The following is a 16253-nucleotide window of genomic DNA, read 5'->3' on the forward strand; positions in this document are numbered from 1 at the left end:
ACATCGTCCGACATATATTTCAAGTGAAAAAATTGTAACACCAAGAAAAAATATATATTACAGATTTCAAAAAAATTCAGTTAAATCTTGTATATATTTAAAAATATGACATATCATATAAAACTGTACTACATAAATTACTAACCCTGTTACATATATCCTGCTTTATTTATGGGTTGCAAACCAAGTATTTAATTGATCCATAATGTTCTCCATCGCCTTCATGTTAGAGAATTTAGGCAACTCCACTAATAACGCCTGTTTTGGCATTGTTACATTAGAGCCCTTCTTTTGGAGAACAAATATACTTTTTGCATTTTTCTCGTTTTTAAACATGGAAACAGGAAGCTGTAATAACCCTTGAATAAAGCATGTTTCTTTAATAAATGCATGTAATTTTGGCGCCTGATCACTTTCAAAAATGAAGTTTGGTACTAAGAAGAATAAGTACCCGCCTTCTTTCGTATGTTTCACACTTTGTTCAATAAATAAGTGATGGGCATACGACATTCCTTCATCTGCTTTTAATTTATATTCACTTGCACCGATTTCGTTTGGATAGTAACCAATCGGTAAGTCTGAAACGACTGCATCAACTGGATCGATATAAAGTGGTGCTAGTCCATCTTGATGGAAGAATTCGATTGCATGCTTTTGTAAATTTGCATTTACTAAAGCAAGTTTAATTAGCACTTCATCCACTTCTACACCAAATCCACTCATTGTTAGTCCTTCTTTGGCGCTATTAAACACTGTAGTCATTAAGTTGCCTGTTCCAATTGCAGGATCTAAAACTGTAATCTCGTTTTGACCTTGCATAAATTTATGGAATAAATAACTCATGAACATCCCAACTGCATCAGGCGTCATTTCATGATTCGCTTGTACGCCTTCTTTCATTCCTTTTAAGATGGCTAACTGAAATGCTTTACGAATTTCTTCACCTTTATATGTTTCTTCATTAAACGTACTATATTCACGATTCAGCCTTTCAATTGCTGATTCAGATAATTCCTCTTGTAAAATCGCTCCTTCAAACAAGTTATCACCTGTTTCTACAAGCGCCTCTAAATATGTTACATCTAATTCCTTACGTAAAACTACCGCAGAAGAATCAAAAATAGAAAATAATGTTTCCACTGTCTGACTCACGTACATTCCTCCTTCTCTCTTTTACACATAACTTATATCATACCACAAAGTGATTTTTTCCAAAAAGAAAAAGCGACCTCCTGTAAAGAGCTCCCTTTCAAGTTATATATGATATAACGTTTTTTCTCATATATTGATACCATTACGCAACAATATATGAGAAAAAACGACCTCTTTATAAGAGGTCATTTCCTTCATATTACTTTGCAGATTTAGCTGCTTCTAATGCTGCTTCATAGTTTGGATGGCTTGTACCTTCGTTTACGTATTCTACGTAAACGACTTTGTCATTGCTATCTACTACGAATACTGCACGAGCAAGTAAACGAAGTTCTTTCATTACTAAGCCGTAAGCTTCACCGAATGAAAGGTCACGGTGGTCAGAAAGTGTAACAACATTTTCTAAACCGTTTGCTGCACACCAGCGTTTTTGAGCGAATGGTAAATCAGCGCTAATTGTTAATACTTTCGCGTTTTCAATACCTGCTGCATCTTGGTTAAAACGACGTGTTTGTGCATCACACACACCTGTGTCGATTGAAGGTACAACACTAATTAATTTCACTTCACCTTTGTATGTTTCTAAACTTACTGGAGATAAGTCGTTTGCTAATACTTGGAAGTTTGGCGCTTGATCGCCAACTTTAACTTCTGTTCCAACTAAAGTCATTGGATTACCTTTAAAAGTTACGTTTGCCACTTGAAAATCCTCCCTTATTTAAACAAAATATGTACAATGTAAATGATAGTTTGTCCCTATCGATAATGCAAATAAAATCGCTTTATTTACAAAAAAATAAAAGAAGCTAACCTATTGATTAGCTTCTTTATTCGTTAAATTTGAAATTCAGGATCATCTTCTTTTCGTTTATCCATCATTTCTTTCACTTTATCAACAGCTTGTGGCGCTAATTCAATTATTTTATCGATGACATGCGTTTGCTTATCTAAATGTAATACTTTCACACCATCTCCATTTATAACAAGAAAAGCAACAGGATTAATAGAAACTCCTCCACCACTTCCCCCGCCAAATGGATGACGGCCTGAATGTTCTACCTTACCAAATTCACTTCCACCAGCAGCAAATCCGAAACTTACTTTCGAAACTGTAAGAATTACGCTTCCATCTGCCGCTTTAATTGGGTCACCAACAATTGTATTTACATCAGTCATTTGTTTTAAATGCTGCATTGCCGTTGTCATTAAACCTTGAATTGGATGGTCCATTCTATATCCCCCCTATGCTTGAACAGATTTTTCTGTCATACCAGATCTTTGCTTCCTCATAAACACGAGTAATTTCACCGCTGTTTTTACAGTACGGAATATACGAAAAGATGCTGTTAACTCGCATCTCGATGCAAATCCTTTCCCTTGAAAAACAGGAGTAATTTCAAATTCTGGTACGTCGACAATATGCATATATTGTCCGACAACTCCAGCAGCCATTCCTTTTGTCCCCCATGCATATCCAGTGACAATTCCAGTACTAGCTGCGTCGCCTGCTCCAATTTGTGTATGCCATTTCCAACCATTGATTTTCACTCGTTTGAGAAAATCTTTAACGATAGTATGAACGTCTTGAAGCTTTTTTATCAGTTCCCCAATACTGTCAAGTTGCGCCATAATTTTATTATCTAGTCCGCCGTCCTCTTCAGCTTTTTCGATTTTTTGTCCTGTTTTCTTCTGCTGCTTTTCAATTCTTTCCAACACATCAAATGTATATCGAATCATCCATATTTTCACTTGAAATAAACATTGCTTTTCCATTTCTGAATATAAAAATGTCACCTTAAGTGATATTTTCGACAATAGTATAAGCAAAATAAAAAGGAGAAGAATTATTATTCCAATTACGAGCCACTTCATACGTATCATCCTTTCACTCCGTACCCATTATCGACAAGTTTATTCATCATTAAACAGAGTTTCATAAGATTGAATATAAAAATTTTTCTAAAAATAAAAAGGTATTTTGACAATTTGTATCGAAATATATTATTTGAACATATCATCAGGGAACGGACTCTAATGATATGTAGCACGAAAAACAGAAAATTTAACTGCAGTGGAGGGATACATAATGGCAGATCGTCGCAATTTATTTTTCTTTTATGGTGATGACAAAGCAACGCTCGTTGAAAAAATGAAACCAATCTATCGTATTTTAAAAGAGAATGGATTTACCATATTAGATCATTCAAAAAATGCAAACGCTATCGTCAGTGTTGGAGATGATGCAACCTTCTTACAAGCCGTTCGTAAAACTGGTTTTAGAGAAGATTGCTTATACGCAGGGATTTCTACGAAAGATGAAATTTCGTTCTACTGTGATTTCCACATTGATCACATCGATACAGCCCTTCAAGAAATTACAAAAAATGAAATTGAAGTGCGCAAATATCCAACAATTCAGGTAGATGTAGATCACGGTACATCTTTCTATTGTTTAAATGAGTTTTCATTACGTTCTAGCATTATTAAAACATTCGTTGTAGATGTTCACGTTGATGATTTATACTTCGAAACATTTAGAGGGGACGGTTTAGTAGTTTCTACCCCAACAGGAAGTACAGCTTACAACAAATCATTACATGGTGCAGTTGTTGATCCGCTTATCCCGTGCTTCCAAGTAAGCGAACTAGCATCATTAAATAACAACACATACCGTACGCTCGGTTCACCGTTTATTTTAAATCACGAACGTACACTCACTTTAAAACTAAGACCAGACGGTAACGATTATCCTGTTATCGGCATGGATAACGAAGCGCTTAGCATTAAACAAGTGGAAAAAGCTGTTGTACGCTTAAGCGATAAACAAATTAAAACAGTTAAATTAAAAAACAATTCCTTCTGGGAAAAAGTACAAAGAACATTTTTATAGTATTAAAATAACCGTAGAATTATGGGATTCCATAATTCTACGGTTATTTATTTCTCTCGCTATTAGCAGTCATTTTTTTCATTTGTTGTCAGTAAGCCAATATATTTCAAATTACGATCGATATATTCCGAAAATCGCTGATATATTTTCACGCTCCTTTTCTATATACAATTTCCCCATCAATGACGGTCATTTCCGCTTGTACTTCTTTTATTTCTTCTGCCTCAATTTCAAATACATTTCGGTCTAATACTGTAAAGTCTGCTTCATATCCTTTTGTAATTTGCCCCCGCTTCGCTTCTTTTCCAATTGCATAGGCACTTCCTGTTGTAAATACAGAAACAGCCTCATATACCGTTAGCCTTTCCTCAGGCATATAGCATACACCGTCAATAAAACTTCTACGTGTAACAGCGCTATATATGCCTAGAAACGGATTTGCTTGTTCAATAGGAGCATCTGAGCCACCATTACAATGTAGTCCTGCTTCCAGTAATGTCTTCCAAGCATACGCATAACGAAGACGGTGTTCTCCCAGTTTTTCAATGACTGACGGAAAATCTGATGAAAGAAAGACTGGCTGTATATCAATAATGGCTTGCAAGTTTTTCATTCTTTCAATCAACTCTTCACGGGCAAGCTGACAATGAATAATGCGGTCACGTAATCCTTCTGCTGGCGGATATAATTCAAGCGCATCAATGACATATTCAAGCGATAAGTCACCGATAGTATGAATCGCCACTGGCATATGTAAGTCTCGTGCTTTCTTCACTAATTCCGCAAGTTCTTCACGTGAGAAAATTGCAACCCCATTTGTTTCCTTCGCATCTTCATACGGTTCACTTAATAATGCTGTTCTTCCGCCAAAAGAACCGTCCGAAAAAATTTTCATTGCCCCAAATTCAATATAATGCTCATTTTCATATTCTTTTCGTTCATGTGCTACTTCATGGTGAACGAGCAAATGGGCTTTAAATTGCATTTCTTTTATAACGTGAGAAAACGCAGTATACGTTTTTCTAAAACCACCATAGTAATTTAAATCTTCCGTATGCCCGCCAACAAGTCCGTATTGCCAACAATCTTTAATCGCTGTTTGCAAAGCTCTTTGTAAATACGCTTCATCAATTTCAGGCTGAACATGCTTAATTAATTCTTGTCCTTGTTCATATAAAAGCCCTGTTAACTTATTTGATGAATCTCTGCCAATTTTCCCGCCTTTTGGATTTTGCGTCGCTTCTGTTATGCTCGCTTCTTGCAGTATGTATGAATTCACCCATGTAACGTGACGACAAACTCGCTTTAATAAAATGGGATGTTCTTTCGAAATTTCATCTAAATCTTTTACATGAACATCTTTCGTATCTGTAAAGTTATTTTCATTCCATCCTTCTCCAATAATCCAAGATCCCTTTGGAGCTTCTTCCACTCGCCTCTGAACGAGAGTAAGCACTTCTTTGTAAGATGTACAATTTGATAAATCTAGACGGAGTAACCTCTCTCCATGCCCAATAAGATGCATATGGCTATCAACGAGGCCCGGAATCATTGTTTTCCCTTCTAAATCATACAATTTCCCCACCGAATATTGGGCTTCTAACTCTTCCTTACTCCCAATATCAACGATTATGCCGTTTTCAACGTAAATCGCATCCGCTGTTTCAGTTTCTTCCTTCATTGTGTAAATGGTGCCGCCGTACCAAATTTCCCCCATATATTTCATCTCCTTTATTTTATTGTATAGAAAAAAGCACCATTTCAAAACATGGTGCTTTTCTAAAAATTACTTTTGTTCAGTAGTAGACGTTGTAACTTGCCATTCAATATTAAATTTATCTTTTACTTGTCCGTATGCTGGGCTCCAGAACGTTTCTTGAAGTGGCATGATAACCTCTCCACCTTCTTGTAACTTATCGAATACTTCTTTTGCTTTTTCTGCATTACTAATTTGAATTGCGATTGTTACTTGAGATCCGATCGCATGCCCTTGACCTGGGAATGTATCAGAAATCATAAGTTCCGTATTACCAACTTTTAAAGTAGCATGTAAAACGCGCTCTTTCGCTTCAGCTGGAATTGGGTATTCTGGATTTTCAGGCATGTCACCAAAAGTTTGCATGACTTCTACTTTTGCATCTAAAGCCTCTTTATAAAACTGTACAGCTTCTTGCCCACTACCATCTAAAACTAAGTACGGATTAATACCTAAAATCATACGGACACCTCTTTTTTTAGTTTATGAAATCGAACTTATGTTCGTTTTCATACTATCATTGTTTTGCATTTCATTCAACTATTTATTTCACTATTTTCAAAATTATTTTGATGGAATCTCCATCTCTTGTTTTCTAAGTTCAATACGGCGAATTTTTCCAGAAATCGTTTTTGGTAGTTCATCTACAAATTCAATTTTTCGAGGGTATTTATATGGTGCAGTGAGTTCTTTGACGTGTTGTTGGAGTGTTGGAATTAACGTTTCTTCGTTCTTTTCTATATTCTCTCTTAATACGATAAATGCCTTTACGACACTTCCGCGAATTTCATCAGGACTTGCGACAACCGCACATTCTCTTACGTAAGGATGTTTTACAAGTGCATCCTCTACTTCAAACGGCCCGATTGTATAACCAGAGCTAATAATGATATCATCACCGCGTCCTTCAAACCAGAAGTAGCCGTCTTCGTCTTTCTTCGCTTTATCACCTGTAATATAATAATCACCGCGGAATTGCATCGCTGTACGCTCATTGTCTTTATAGTATTGTTTAAAGAGGGCTGGTGTTTCAATATGAACTGCGATATCACCAACTTCTCCTACCTTTACTGGAATACCTTCCTCATTTACGATATCAACATGATTTCCTGGCGTTGGTTTCCCCATTGATCCTGGTCTAATGTCCATCCCTTTCATTACACCAACAAGTAATGTGTTTTCCGTTTGCCCGTAGCCGTCTCTTACTATAATATCAAAGTGCTTTTGGAACGTTTCAATGACTTCTCTATTTAACGGCTCACCTGCGGATACAGCACTATGTAACGCTTCTAAATTGTACTCGCTTAAATCTTCTACCTTTGCCATTAATCTATACTCAGTCGGCGTACAACAAAGCACATTCACCTTATTATCGTCTAATAAATTTAAATACGTTTTCGGTTCAAACTTACCGTTGTATACAAATCCTGTTGCTCCTGAACCTAGAGTTGCTAAAAACGGGCTCCAAATCCATTTTTGCCAGCCTGGACTAGCTGTTGCCCATACAACATCATTCTCTTCAATTCCGAGCCAATTTGGAGCGCTCGTACGTAAATGAGCGTATGCCCACGCATGTGTATGAACGACACCTTTCGGATTTCCTGTCGTCCCTGACGTGTAAGATAAAAAGACCATATCTTCTTTATCTGTTTTCGCCATTTCCAACATGTCACTTTCTGTTTCTAATGCTGTTTTTAAATTGATCCATCCGTCTACTGACTGCTCGCTCAAGACGAATTTTTGAAGAGATTCCATTGCTTCTATATCGTCAAACTGTCCAATGTATGGCTCATAGCTTACTATCGCTTTTACTTCCCCATGTCCAATGCGATATTCGATATCTTTTTTACGCAACATTTCCGAACTCGGAATTACGACAAATCCTGCTTTAATCGCAGCGATATACGTCATGTAAGCTTCAATTAAACGTGGCATCATGATAAGGAGCTTGTCCCCTTTTTGCAAACCACTCTTTATAAAAGCGTTTCCAATTTTATTTGCACCTTGCATTAATTCAACGTATGTAACTTCTCTACGATTCCCTTTATCATCTTGCCAAATTAAGGCTAACTTCTCTTTATCGTCTGTATATTTCTCTATTTCTGAAACTAGATTATAAGATGGTGGCGCCAACAATTCCTCTCTCTTCATAAACATCCTCCTTTTTCTTTATGCCTCCCTTATATAATAAAGAATTTTCAGTAAATTTTGAACCCTCTTCTTTTGACAATTTTTTTATGCTCATGTCGAAATGAATTTATAATGATACGAACAACAAAAAGAAAGAGCGGGGAGAACCCGCTCTTTCTAAGCCATCGTATATGGAATTATTTTTGGAAACCGCCTAATTGTTGCTCAGCTAGTGAAACTAGACGTTTAGTAATTTCGCCACCAACAGAACCGTTAGCGCGAGATGTTGCATCAGCTCCAAGTTGAACACCAAACTCTTGAGCGATTTCGTACTTCATTTGATCTAATGCTGCTTGAGCACCAGACACTGCTAATTTATTTGTGCTTGCCATGTTGTATCACCTCCTTGTGAGTATAGAGTGTGATAAACAACATGACTTCATACATATTTTAGATATGGTAATTTATGGTTTTAGAAAAGTTCTTCGAATTTTTCTTCTTCCGCCACTACTTCAACTGTTTGTAATACCATTGTTTCTTTGTTCGCTACAGCTTCTTCGATTAACGGTGTGAAATCGTATTTCGCTTCAAAACGATTTGCTTTTTCACGCTTCGGCTTCGTTGCTGGGCTAGCTGGTGTGAATACTGTACAACAATCTTCGTATGGACGAATTGAAATATCATACGTGCCGATTTCTTCAGCGATTTTAATAATTTCTAATTTATCCATCGTAATAAGCGGACGAATAACTGGGTAGTTTGTTACTTCGTTAATCGTATGCATGCTATCTAATGTTTGGCTTGCTACTTGTCCAAGACTTTCACCAGTCGTGATTGCAAGTGCATTACGCTCCTCAGCAATACGCTCTGTAATACGCATCATCATACGGCGCATAACCGTCATTGAATAGCTAGATGGGATTTCTTTATTAATCGTTTTTTGCACTTCTGTAAATGGAACAAGGTGCAGCGTTACTCGTTTACAGTATTTCGTTAACTCTTGTGCTAAATCGATTACTTTTTGTTTTGCACGCTCACTTGTGAAAGGTGGGCTATGGAAGTGAACTGCTTCCACAGATACGCCGCGTTTCATCGTTAAGTACGCTGCTACTGGGCTATCAATACCACCAGAAAGAAGTACCATTACTTTTCCGCCAACGCCAACTGGTAAACCGCCAGCTCCCATGTGCTCACCACACATAATATAGCTGTAACCACTGCGAATTTCTACACGCACATTCACATCTGGATTATGGACGTCTACTGTGATATCCTCTGTATTTTCTAAAATGTGCCCACCGATTTCTGGAAGTAACTCCATCGTCTTCATTGGGAAGCGCTTATCAGAACGGTGCACTGTAATTTTAAATGTTTTCACATCATCTTTTACTTGTAAGAAAGCTGCTAATGCACCTTTTTTAATGTCTTCTAATTCTGATGGTACTTTCATCGCTAAGTTAAACTTATGAATACCAAATACGTCTTTCAATCTTTCAGAGATTGCTTCATGATCTTCACCATTTAACTGGATGTACATACGGTCATGCGTTGCATCAATTTTAATATTTGGAAACTTTTTCAGTTTGAACTTCACGTTATCTTTTAATGTGCTTACAAATTTAGAACGGTTTTTACCTTTTGTCGTCATTTCTCCGTAACGCACTAAAATATATTCATATGTCATCATATTTCTTTACCTCATCACTTCATATAATTTTGGCATCGTCTCTTTTACAATACCTTCAAATTGTTTTACTTCTTCCATCGTGTTGTCTGGTGCCAAACTAATACGAATAGCGCTTGCAGCTGCTGCATGCGGCACTCCCATCGACACTAACACTCTGCTTACTTCATTTGCTTTTGAAGAACAAGCTGATTTCGTTGACACATATACACCGTGTTCTTCTAAAGCATGAACGACTACTTCTGGTTTTAAACCAACAAATGATACATTTAAAATGTGCGGTGCTGCATATGCAAGCGATGTATTAATCGTCACATCTTCCATCTCTTTAAAGAAGCTGACAAGCTCTGCTTGTAAACTTTGCAAATGAGCTACCTTTTCTTTCACTTGTTCCATTGTCATGCGAAGTGCTTTCACCATCGCTACAATGCCAGGTAAATTCTCTGTACCAGAGCGATACTTAAGCTCTTGTTGACCACCTGATAAAATCGGATCTAATCTTACGCCATCACGTATATAAAGAAGACCCGTTCCTTTTACACTGTGGAATTTATGTCCAGATATTGAGCAAAGATCAATATGAGAAGCATATAAATCAAGCGGTACTTTTCCTATCCCTTGTACATGATCTACATGGAATCTTATTTTCGGATGATTCGATAATAACGTTCCAATTTCAGCAACGGGCTGAATTGCTCCAGTTTCGTTGTTCACATGAATAATTGATACAAGAATCGTATCTTCACGAAGTGCTCGTTTCACATCTTCTACCGATACAACACCATGCTCGTTAACCGGTAAATATGTTACATCAAATCCGAGTTCTTCTAATTGCTTATATGCCTCAAACACAGACGCGTGTTCAATATTTGTTGTAATGATATGTTTGCCGCGCGAACGATTCCTCATCGCTATCCCTTTAATCGCAAGGTTATTCCCTTCCGTTCCACCTGATGTGAAAATAATCTCAGAAGGTTTAACGTGAAGAAGCTGCGCTGCAATCGTTCTTGATTGTGTTAATAGACGCTCTGCCTCTCCTCCAAGCGAATGAATAGAAGAAGGATTACCAAAATATTTCCCAGCAACCGTCACGTACGATTGAAGAGCTTCTGGATATGGCTTCGTCGTCGCACTATTATCAAAATAGATCATCGTTCTTCCCCTTTCAGCGCTATCACATCATATAATCATATCATACATACGTGTCATTACGCTAAGACTACGCAAAGGTTCCGTTTTATCCCGATTAGTGAATAATAATTAGTGAGATACCCCCACTGATTACAGTTTCACTTTACCCCGCATTAACGGGCAGTAAGACTCTCACCTCAAAGTTCAACTAGAGCAAAGAAGTTAGGTGGGAGATCAACTGCCCGTAAATGCCCGATTGGTTCAACTAGTAATCAGTGGGGATGAATCCCCCCACTGATTACAGTTTCACTTTATTTTGAAACGAATAACCTTACTGTATTCCGCTATTCATTATAGCAACATCGCCTGCAAAATTACACAAAAAAACAAACCCTTTATGAAAGGGTTTGTTCATTGTCTACATATTCAGCTATTTTTTGAACAACGCCAGGCTCAAGTTGCTCTAGTACAGAAGCGGCTTGTTCTAAAGCTGCATCGTATTGATATTCACGGAATAATTTCTCCGCATAATTTAAGCTTTCTGCAAGGCTCTCATCATGACTGCGGTAACGATTACCGTATTGAATTAATTTTTCAACTAAATACGCTTGTCCAATTAACTCTTCTGTCATTTCAGCTACACCGTTTACAGTTGTGTATGCTTCTTCTAAACTGCTATTTACAGCGTTCATATTTAACGGCTTCACTTCTAATTGTTCATATACAGCTTGCATTGCCATTTGCCCTCTTTTTAAATCTTCCATAATACTCTCCGGAAGACCTGGCAAATTCGACTTTTGCATAAAGCGTTTCGTTTCGAAAATGGTATTTCGCATTTCTTGTAACTTCTCACGCGCTTCAAATTCTTCTTTACGCATCGTTTGCAGCATTTCTTTATATTCTGCATGAAGTACTTTTAATGTTTCACATTGCTCATAAACCTCTTCTAGTTCCTCACGAATAATAGAGAAGGCAATATCTTGTTCAGCAACGCGTAATTGTAGCATTTCAAAACGTTTCGTTAAAATGTGCATTTGCTTTTCAATTACTTTTTGGGATTCAATATCCTTATCTTGCAATTGATAGCTTTGTTTCACAAGTTGTGTTTCTGTTTTCGTTTCAATCGTTTCAATACGCATTTCTTCTAAGTCTTCATAAACAGAAAGTGTTTTTTGCTCCACATAATGTCTCGCATGTACCTCTTGCTCAAGTTGATCATAGAAACCATCTAAACGAGTTTTTAAGTCTTCCACTTTTTCAGCCGCTTCTGTTATATGAAGCTCCTGTATATCCATTAAACATGTGTTTAGTTGTGTCGTCATATCGCGAACTTCTTTAGGGATTTCCAAATACTCTAATACATAACCTTGTCTTACCATATCATTATGACCCTGTAATAAATCTTCCAGTTGAACTGGTAGCGTCGCTTGACACTCTACTAATAAATCTGGAATTTGGTGAATAATGATTTCTAAACCTGCTAAACCTTCTTCTAAACTAATAACAATTTCTCTCGCTTTTAAGTAATCACCATTATCTGTTGCTTCTTCAAAGCTTTTAAATTTATTAGATTCAGCGTCTAGCATTTCTTCGATTTTCTGCTCTGCTGCTCCATACATATGTCTATGAGCAAGAACACTCTTTTTCATACTACGATATGTATCACGTAACCCTTCAATTTCCGAGCTATTTTTCTCATGGCTTTCTAACAATTGCTGTAATTCATTTAAAACACCTGTAATACGATTATCAGCATCATCTAAACCACTTATGGATTCATTCATCGCATGCTTTGCTTTTCGGAAGGAGAATTGCGAGGCGAATTTTCGCGCTTGCGCTAAATCTTTGTCAGCTTTCGGAAGGGTTGTTGATACAATTTCATCCCATTCTTCACGCCATTTACCAAACAGTTCTTCTGTTTGACCCGTCATATTTAAATCTTTTACCCGTTTTAGTTCATCTGCCACAGGTTTATCTTTTATCTCTTGTTTCCACTGCTCCAGTGCTTCAATATCTTTATATGAACGATTTCTTATCACAAGCTCTATCATGAGCAGCACTAGAATAGAGCTTACTACAATGATAACGATCGTCAGGATAGAATCCATGCAAAAAAGCCTCCTAGTTATATCTCTTTTTTTGTCCGTTCCGTTTATGAAATGGAAGGCATTATGTATAAAAAGGGAATTCCCCTATATTTAACAACTAACAATGTACTAATCATACCATGTAATGGCTTGTTTTTGACCTAGTTTTTTTTAAAATTTCATGTTTCTTTCAATGCGATTGTAATCTTTCTCAATATTCCGCTTACCTCACTACCTATCCTCAAATGATTGGAATAACAAACAATCTTTCGTATGAGATGCGAAATAAATTTTCCGTATGAGTGGCGGTTCAACAGAAATTACATGTACATTCCCCTGCCTTACAGACTGTTCTACTGCCCTTTCTGGAAGTAACGTAATACCAAGGTCAGCTTTTACCATTGCAAGCATCGGTTCTGCGTAAGATGTTTCCACAGCTATAGTTGGTTTTACACCTATATCATGAAACATGTTCATAATCATTTTCCTTACATCACATATTTCTGGATATACAATTAATTTTTCATTTTGCAACTCTTCTATTTGAATGACCATCTTCTCTTTGTACGGATGATTATTTGAAACGGCACAAACAATTTTCTCTTGTTGCACTTCTTTTATATACGTAGCACCTTCCACTACTGAATCGATGAACATCGCTTCAATCTCCCGCACTTTAAATAACTCTCTTAATACTTCCGTATGCCCGATTTTCCATTCTACTTCGAACTCATCACCTAATATATCTTTACATTCTGATATATAACGCTCCGCTAAACTCGGTAGTATACCAATTGAAAACTTTCGGTTCTCTTGATACCCCCTCATTTCTGTTTTCACTTCATTTATTTGTTCCAAAATCGGTAACATTCTTTTTATAAATAACTCTCCTGCCTCCGTTAACTCCACTCCTTGCGCAGAACGCTTAAGTAAAGTGACCTCTAAATCCGCTTCTAACCTTTGAATTTGTTTACTAAGCGCCGGTTGAGAAATATGTAAAAGCTTACTCGCTTTTGATAAACTTCGCGTATGCTTCACTTCAATAAACGATCGTACTGCCTCCAAATCCATCGTACACACCTCTAACAAAAAGTTATAACCGTTATAAGAAATCGATATTTCCTCCTATAAACAATTACTCTTTATACTTATTTCATCAACTTACTATAACGAAATGCAAAGGGGAAAGATACTCTTGAACAAAAAACAAATGCTACTCGGATCCTTTCTATGCTTACTCGCCGTCACTGCTTGGGGATTTATGTTTCCTGTAATGGCAAATGCCTTGCAATTTATCGATCCGTTCTTCTTCACAACTATCCGATACGGGTCAGCAGCTATTATTTTTCTTATTTTGCTATTAATCACTGAAGGAAAGACTTCGCTCCGCTTAGAAAAAAGAACACTTTCTCTATTCTTTTACGGGACAGTCGGTTTCGCAGGGTATGGTTTTCTTGTTTTCTACGGACAACAACTTGCCGGGCCTTCTGGAGCAATCCATGCAGCGATGATTCAGTCTCTCATGCCACTAATTGCCTTATCATTACAATGGATAACAAAAAACAAGCGCCCACAAAACTACACATTCCTTTGTATGTTCGTTGCATTACTCGGTGTTATGCTTGTCATTTCAAAAGGAAATATTCACTTATTATTTGGAGCTGCAAGTCACTTATCGACAAATATATTAATGCTATGCGGCGTTACTTGCTGGGTCATTTATACAAACGGGGGTGCTCACTTTCAGTCTTGGTCACCACTTCGATATACGACATTAACTTGTCTATTTGGCTCAATTTCACTCATCGTTATTGTCACTTTCTTAACGTACACAAACATAGTTACTATGCCGTCACTGCATACAGTTGTGAGCGTTCGTTTTGAGCTCTTTTATATGTCGATTATCGCAGGTGTTATCGCTGTATTTTGCTGGAATATGGGGAATCGCTATATTTCATCTATTAACGGCATATTATTCATGAATTTAGTTCCTGTCCTTGCACTGATTGGTTCTATCTTTCGAGGTTATACAGTCGATAAAATCGAAATTGCTGGAGCTGCATTAACAATTATCGCGCTATTATGTAACAATTTATGGCAAAGAAAAGCAAACATAAAAATCCCCACCTCAGTTCGTTAGGTGGGGATTCTTCACATATGAACAGCTCTTGGCCATTCATGGTACATATTCGTTTTACATAATGCTTGTTCCATCCATCGCTCAATCTCTTTCGTGTACATTTCTATGAAAAATGTCTCGGATGGGAAAGAATGCAGTACTTCTGATATATATTGTGGATATAAAAACGGCATATTTATCATGCCTTTTAATTGCGTCATAAACATTGTAAATGATACTTTCTGAAACTCTTGTGTCATTTGTCCTTGTCTAATAATTTGCTCTATATAATATCTCTCTTTAGAAAAATAAACGGTCATCACTTCACGAATTAATGTCGTATCAAGCGAAAGCTCTCGGTAGAAGAAACGTGTTAGTTCTCTATTTTCAAATTGATATCGTAAAATCCCGCGCACCATTTGCACCATCACATCTTTAGCCGACAAATACTCTCTCTGTTCAAAGGACGTTTCAATCACATGAATATACCCTTCTAAAAAATCAGTAATAAGCTGCTCTAATAGGCCTTGCTTTCCAGCAAAATAATATGAAATATTCGCTACATTCACATCCGCTCGCTTTGCAATGTCTCGCACCGACGTTCCATCATAACCTTTCGTATTAAACAACGATATTGCCGCATCAATTACTTTTTGTTTCGTCTGTTTCATGCGCTCACTTCCTCTCACTGAACAGCTATAGTTTAAATTTCTTGACTTTTAAGACAAATTCCTTTAATTTTCTATCGACAAAGTCATGTGAAATACACCGTATTTTGCTAATGTTTTACACATCTCGATAAAAAAGGAGCTGTTTCCATGTTTACTAAAGAAAGTTATGCAGGATCTCGCGTGCAGCAATATGAGACAGTAATTAAACAACTGGATGCGTTATTAACTGGCGAATCAAACGTAGTCGCAAACTTATCAAATGCGTCCGCATTATTAAACCAATTTTTAGATCGCGTTAATTGGGTTGGCTTTTACGTAACAGAAGGAAATCAGCTTGTCCTTGGACCGTTCCAAGGAATGCCTGCTTGCGTACGCATTCCATTTGGACGAGGCGTTTGCGGCGTAGCAGCTGAAACGAAAACAACGCAGCTTGTAGCGGACGTTCACCAATTCCCAGGACATATCGCTTGCGATAGTGCTTCTAATTCAGAAATCGTTGTACCGATTGTGAAAGAAGGAGCTGTCATTGGTGTACTTGACATTGATAGTCCTGAAAAGAATCGTTTTGATGAAGTAGATCAGTGCTATTTAGAAAAGTTTGTGGAAACACTCCTAAAACATATGTAAAAGGAA

16 protein-coding genes are annotated in these 16253 nt (G+C 37.1%); 3 read left to right on the forward strand and 13 right to left on the reverse strand.

Annotated features, from left to right (window positions below; genetic code table 11):
- Positions 1–165: 165 nt before the first annotated feature.
- From COK05_RS03140 to COK05_RS03155, 4 genes are all read right to left on the reverse strand, one after another.
- On the reverse strand, positions 166–1152 hold the full coding sequence (locus COK05_RS03140; protein ID WP_000084365.1) for a class I SAM-dependent methyltransferase: 987 nt from the start codon (positions 1150–1152) through the stop codon (positions 166–168).
- A 199-nt stretch (positions 1153–1351) separates the two neighbouring features.
- A complete protein-coding gene (gene tpx / locus COK05_RS03145) occupies positions 1352–1852 on the reverse strand; it encodes a thiol peroxidase (protein ID WP_060632534.1) in 501 nt (166 codons plus the stop codon).
- 134 nt (positions 1853–1986) lie between these two features.
- Positions 1987–2382: a GerW family sporulation protein gene (gene ytfJ, locus COK05_RS03150; RefSeq protein WP_000350003.1), complete on the reverse strand. Its 396-nt coding sequence runs from the start codon at positions 2380–2382 to the stop codon at positions 1987–1989.
- A 12-nt stretch (positions 2383–2394) separates the two neighbouring features.
- Positions 2395–3033 carry a DUF2953 domain-containing protein gene (locus COK05_RS03155; RefSeq protein WP_098611416.1) on the reverse strand — a complete coding sequence of 213 codons (639 nt, stop codon included), beginning with the start codon at positions 3031–3033 and terminating at the stop codon, positions 2395–2397.
- Between the two features lie 205 nt (positions 3034–3238).
- Here COK05_RS03155 and COK05_RS03160 point away from each other — a divergent pair, with 205 nt between their 5' ends.
- Positions 3239–4042, forward strand: coding sequence for an NAD kinase (locus COK05_RS03160; protein WP_098611417.1), 804 nt, complete (start codon positions 3239–3241; stop codon positions 4040–4042).
- 148 nt (positions 4043–4190) lie between these two features.
- Here the strand turns inward: COK05_RS03160 and COK05_RS03165 are convergent, their stop codons facing one another.
- The 8 genes from COK05_RS03165 to COK05_RS03200 all read right to left on the reverse strand — a co-directional run bounded on the left by COK05_RS03165 (position 4191) and on the right by COK05_RS03200 (position 13901).
- A complete protein-coding gene (locus tag COK05_RS03165) occupies positions 4191–5759 on the reverse strand; it encodes an amidohydrolase (RefSeq protein ID WP_098611418.1) in 1569 nt (522 codons plus the stop codon).
- Between the two features lie 69 nt (positions 5760–5828).
- Positions 5829–6260, reverse strand: coding sequence for a VOC family protein (locus tag COK05_RS03170; protein WP_016085956.1), 432 nt, complete (start codon positions 6258–6260; stop codon positions 5829–5831).
- A gap of 102 nt (positions 6261–6362) precedes the next feature.
- Positions 6363–7949: an acyl-CoA synthetase MbcS gene (mbcS, locus tag COK05_RS03175; RefSeq protein ID WP_098611419.1), complete on the reverse strand. Its 1587-nt coding sequence runs from the start codon at positions 7947–7949 to the stop codon at positions 6363–6365.
- A gap of 176 nt (positions 7950–8125) precedes the next feature.
- Positions 8126–8320, reverse strand: coding sequence for an alpha/beta-type small acid-soluble spore protein (locus tag COK05_RS03180; protein ID WP_000168890.1), 195 nt, complete (start codon positions 8318–8320; stop codon positions 8126–8128).
- Positions 8321–8400: 80 nt separating this feature from the next.
- Complete coding sequence (gene thiI / locus COK05_RS03185) at positions 8401–9615, reverse strand: tRNA uracil 4-sulfurtransferase ThiI (protein WP_098611420.1); 1215 nt, start codon at positions 9613–9615, stop codon at positions 8401–8403.
- A 6-nt stretch (positions 9616–9621) separates the two neighbouring features.
- Positions 9622–10764 (reverse strand): cysteine desulfurase family protein, encoded by a 1143-nt coding sequence (locus tag COK05_RS03190; protein WP_000638976.1) that lies wholly within the window; start codon positions 10762–10764, stop codon positions 9622–9624.
- Between the two features lie 374 nt (positions 10765–11138).
- Positions 11139–12851 (reverse strand): septation ring formation regulator EzrA, encoded by a 1713-nt coding sequence (gene ezrA / locus COK05_RS03195; protein ID WP_098611421.1) that lies wholly within the window; start codon positions 12849–12851, stop codon positions 11139–11141.
- A 210-nt stretch (positions 12852–13061) separates the two neighbouring features.
- On the reverse strand, positions 13062–13901 hold the full coding sequence (locus COK05_RS03200) for a LysR family transcriptional regulator (protein ID WP_098611422.1): 840 nt from the start codon (positions 13899–13901) through the stop codon (positions 13062–13064).
- A gap of 124 nt (positions 13902–14025) precedes the next feature.
- Here COK05_RS03200 and COK05_RS03205 point away from each other — a divergent pair, with 124 nt between their 5' ends.
- Positions 14026–14970, forward strand: a complete 945-nt coding sequence (locus COK05_RS03205; RefSeq protein ID WP_098611423.1) for a DMT family transporter — start codon at positions 14026–14028, stop codon at positions 14968–14970.
- An 11-nt stretch (positions 14971–14981) separates the two neighbouring features.
- Here the strand turns inward: COK05_RS03205 and refZ are convergent, their stop codons facing one another.
- Positions 14982–15620, reverse strand: coding sequence for a forespore capture DNA-binding protein RefZ (gene refZ / locus COK05_RS03210; protein ID WP_098611424.1), 639 nt, complete (start codon positions 15618–15620; stop codon positions 14982–14984).
- Positions 15621–15767: 147 nt separating this feature from the next.
- On the opposite strand from refZ, the gene COK05_RS03215 reads away from it, so the two are divergent.
- Entirely contained in the window at positions 15768–16247 is a 480-nt protein-coding gene (locus COK05_RS03215) for a GAF domain-containing protein (protein WP_000494338.1), read from the forward strand.
- The last annotated feature ends 6 nt before the right edge of the window (positions 16248–16253 follow it).

It is taken from the genome of Bacillus cereus (assembly GCF_002567495.1).
Classification (GTDB): domain Bacteria; phylum Bacillota; class Bacilli; order Bacillales; family Bacillaceae_G; genus Bacillus_A; species Bacillus_A cereus_AQ.

Excerpts from the sequence above, each read along its gene's own strand:
- ytfJ (WP_000350003.1), bottom strand. The coding sequence starts at position 2,382 with ATGGACCATCCAATTCAAGGTTTAATGACAACGGCAATGCAGCATTTA.
- COK05_RS03155 (WP_098611416.1), bottom strand. The coding sequence starts at position 3,033 with ATGATACGTATGAAGTGGCTCGTAATTGGAATAATAATTCTTCTCCTT.
- COK05_RS03160 (WP_098611417.1), top strand. The coding sequence starts at position 3,239 with ATGGCAGATCGTCGCAATTTATTTTTCTTTTATGGTGATGACAAAGCA.
- COK05_RS03165 (WP_098611418.1), bottom strand. The coding sequence starts at position 5,759 with ATGGGGGAAATTTGGTACGGCGGCACCATTTACACAATGAAGGAAGAA.
- COK05_RS03170 (WP_016085956.1), bottom strand. The coding sequence starts at position 6,260 with ATGATTTTAGGTATTAATCCGTACTTAGTTTTAGATGGTAGTGGGCAA.
- mbcS (WP_098611419.1), bottom strand. The coding sequence starts at position 7,949 with ATGAAGAGAGAGGAATTGTTGGCGCCACCATCTTATAATCTAGTTTCA.
- COK05_RS03180 (WP_000168890.1), bottom strand. The coding sequence starts at position 8,320 with ATGGCAAGCACAAATAAATTAGCAGTGTCTGGTGCTCAAGCAGCATTA.
- thiI (WP_098611420.1), bottom strand. The coding sequence starts at position 9,615 with ATGATGACATATGAATATATTTTAGTGCGTTACGGAGAAATGACGACA.
- COK05_RS03190 (WP_000638976.1), bottom strand. The coding sequence starts at position 10,764 with ATGATCTATTTTGATAATAGTGCGACGACGAAGCCATATCCAGAAGCT.
- ezrA (WP_098611421.1), bottom strand. The coding sequence starts at position 12,851 with ATGGATTCTATCCTGACGATCGTTATCATTGTAGTAAGCTCTATTCTA.
- COK05_RS03200 (WP_098611422.1), bottom strand. The coding sequence starts at position 13,901 with ATGGATTTGGAGGCAGTACGATCGTTTATTGAAGTGAAGCATACGCGA.
- refZ (WP_098611424.1), bottom strand. The coding sequence starts at position 15,620 with ATGAAACAGACGAAACAAAAAGTAATTGATGCGGCAATATCGTTGTTT.
- COK05_RS03215 (WP_000494338.1), top strand. The coding sequence starts at position 15,768 with ATGTTTACTAAAGAAAGTTATGCAGGATCTCGCGTGCAGCAATATGAG.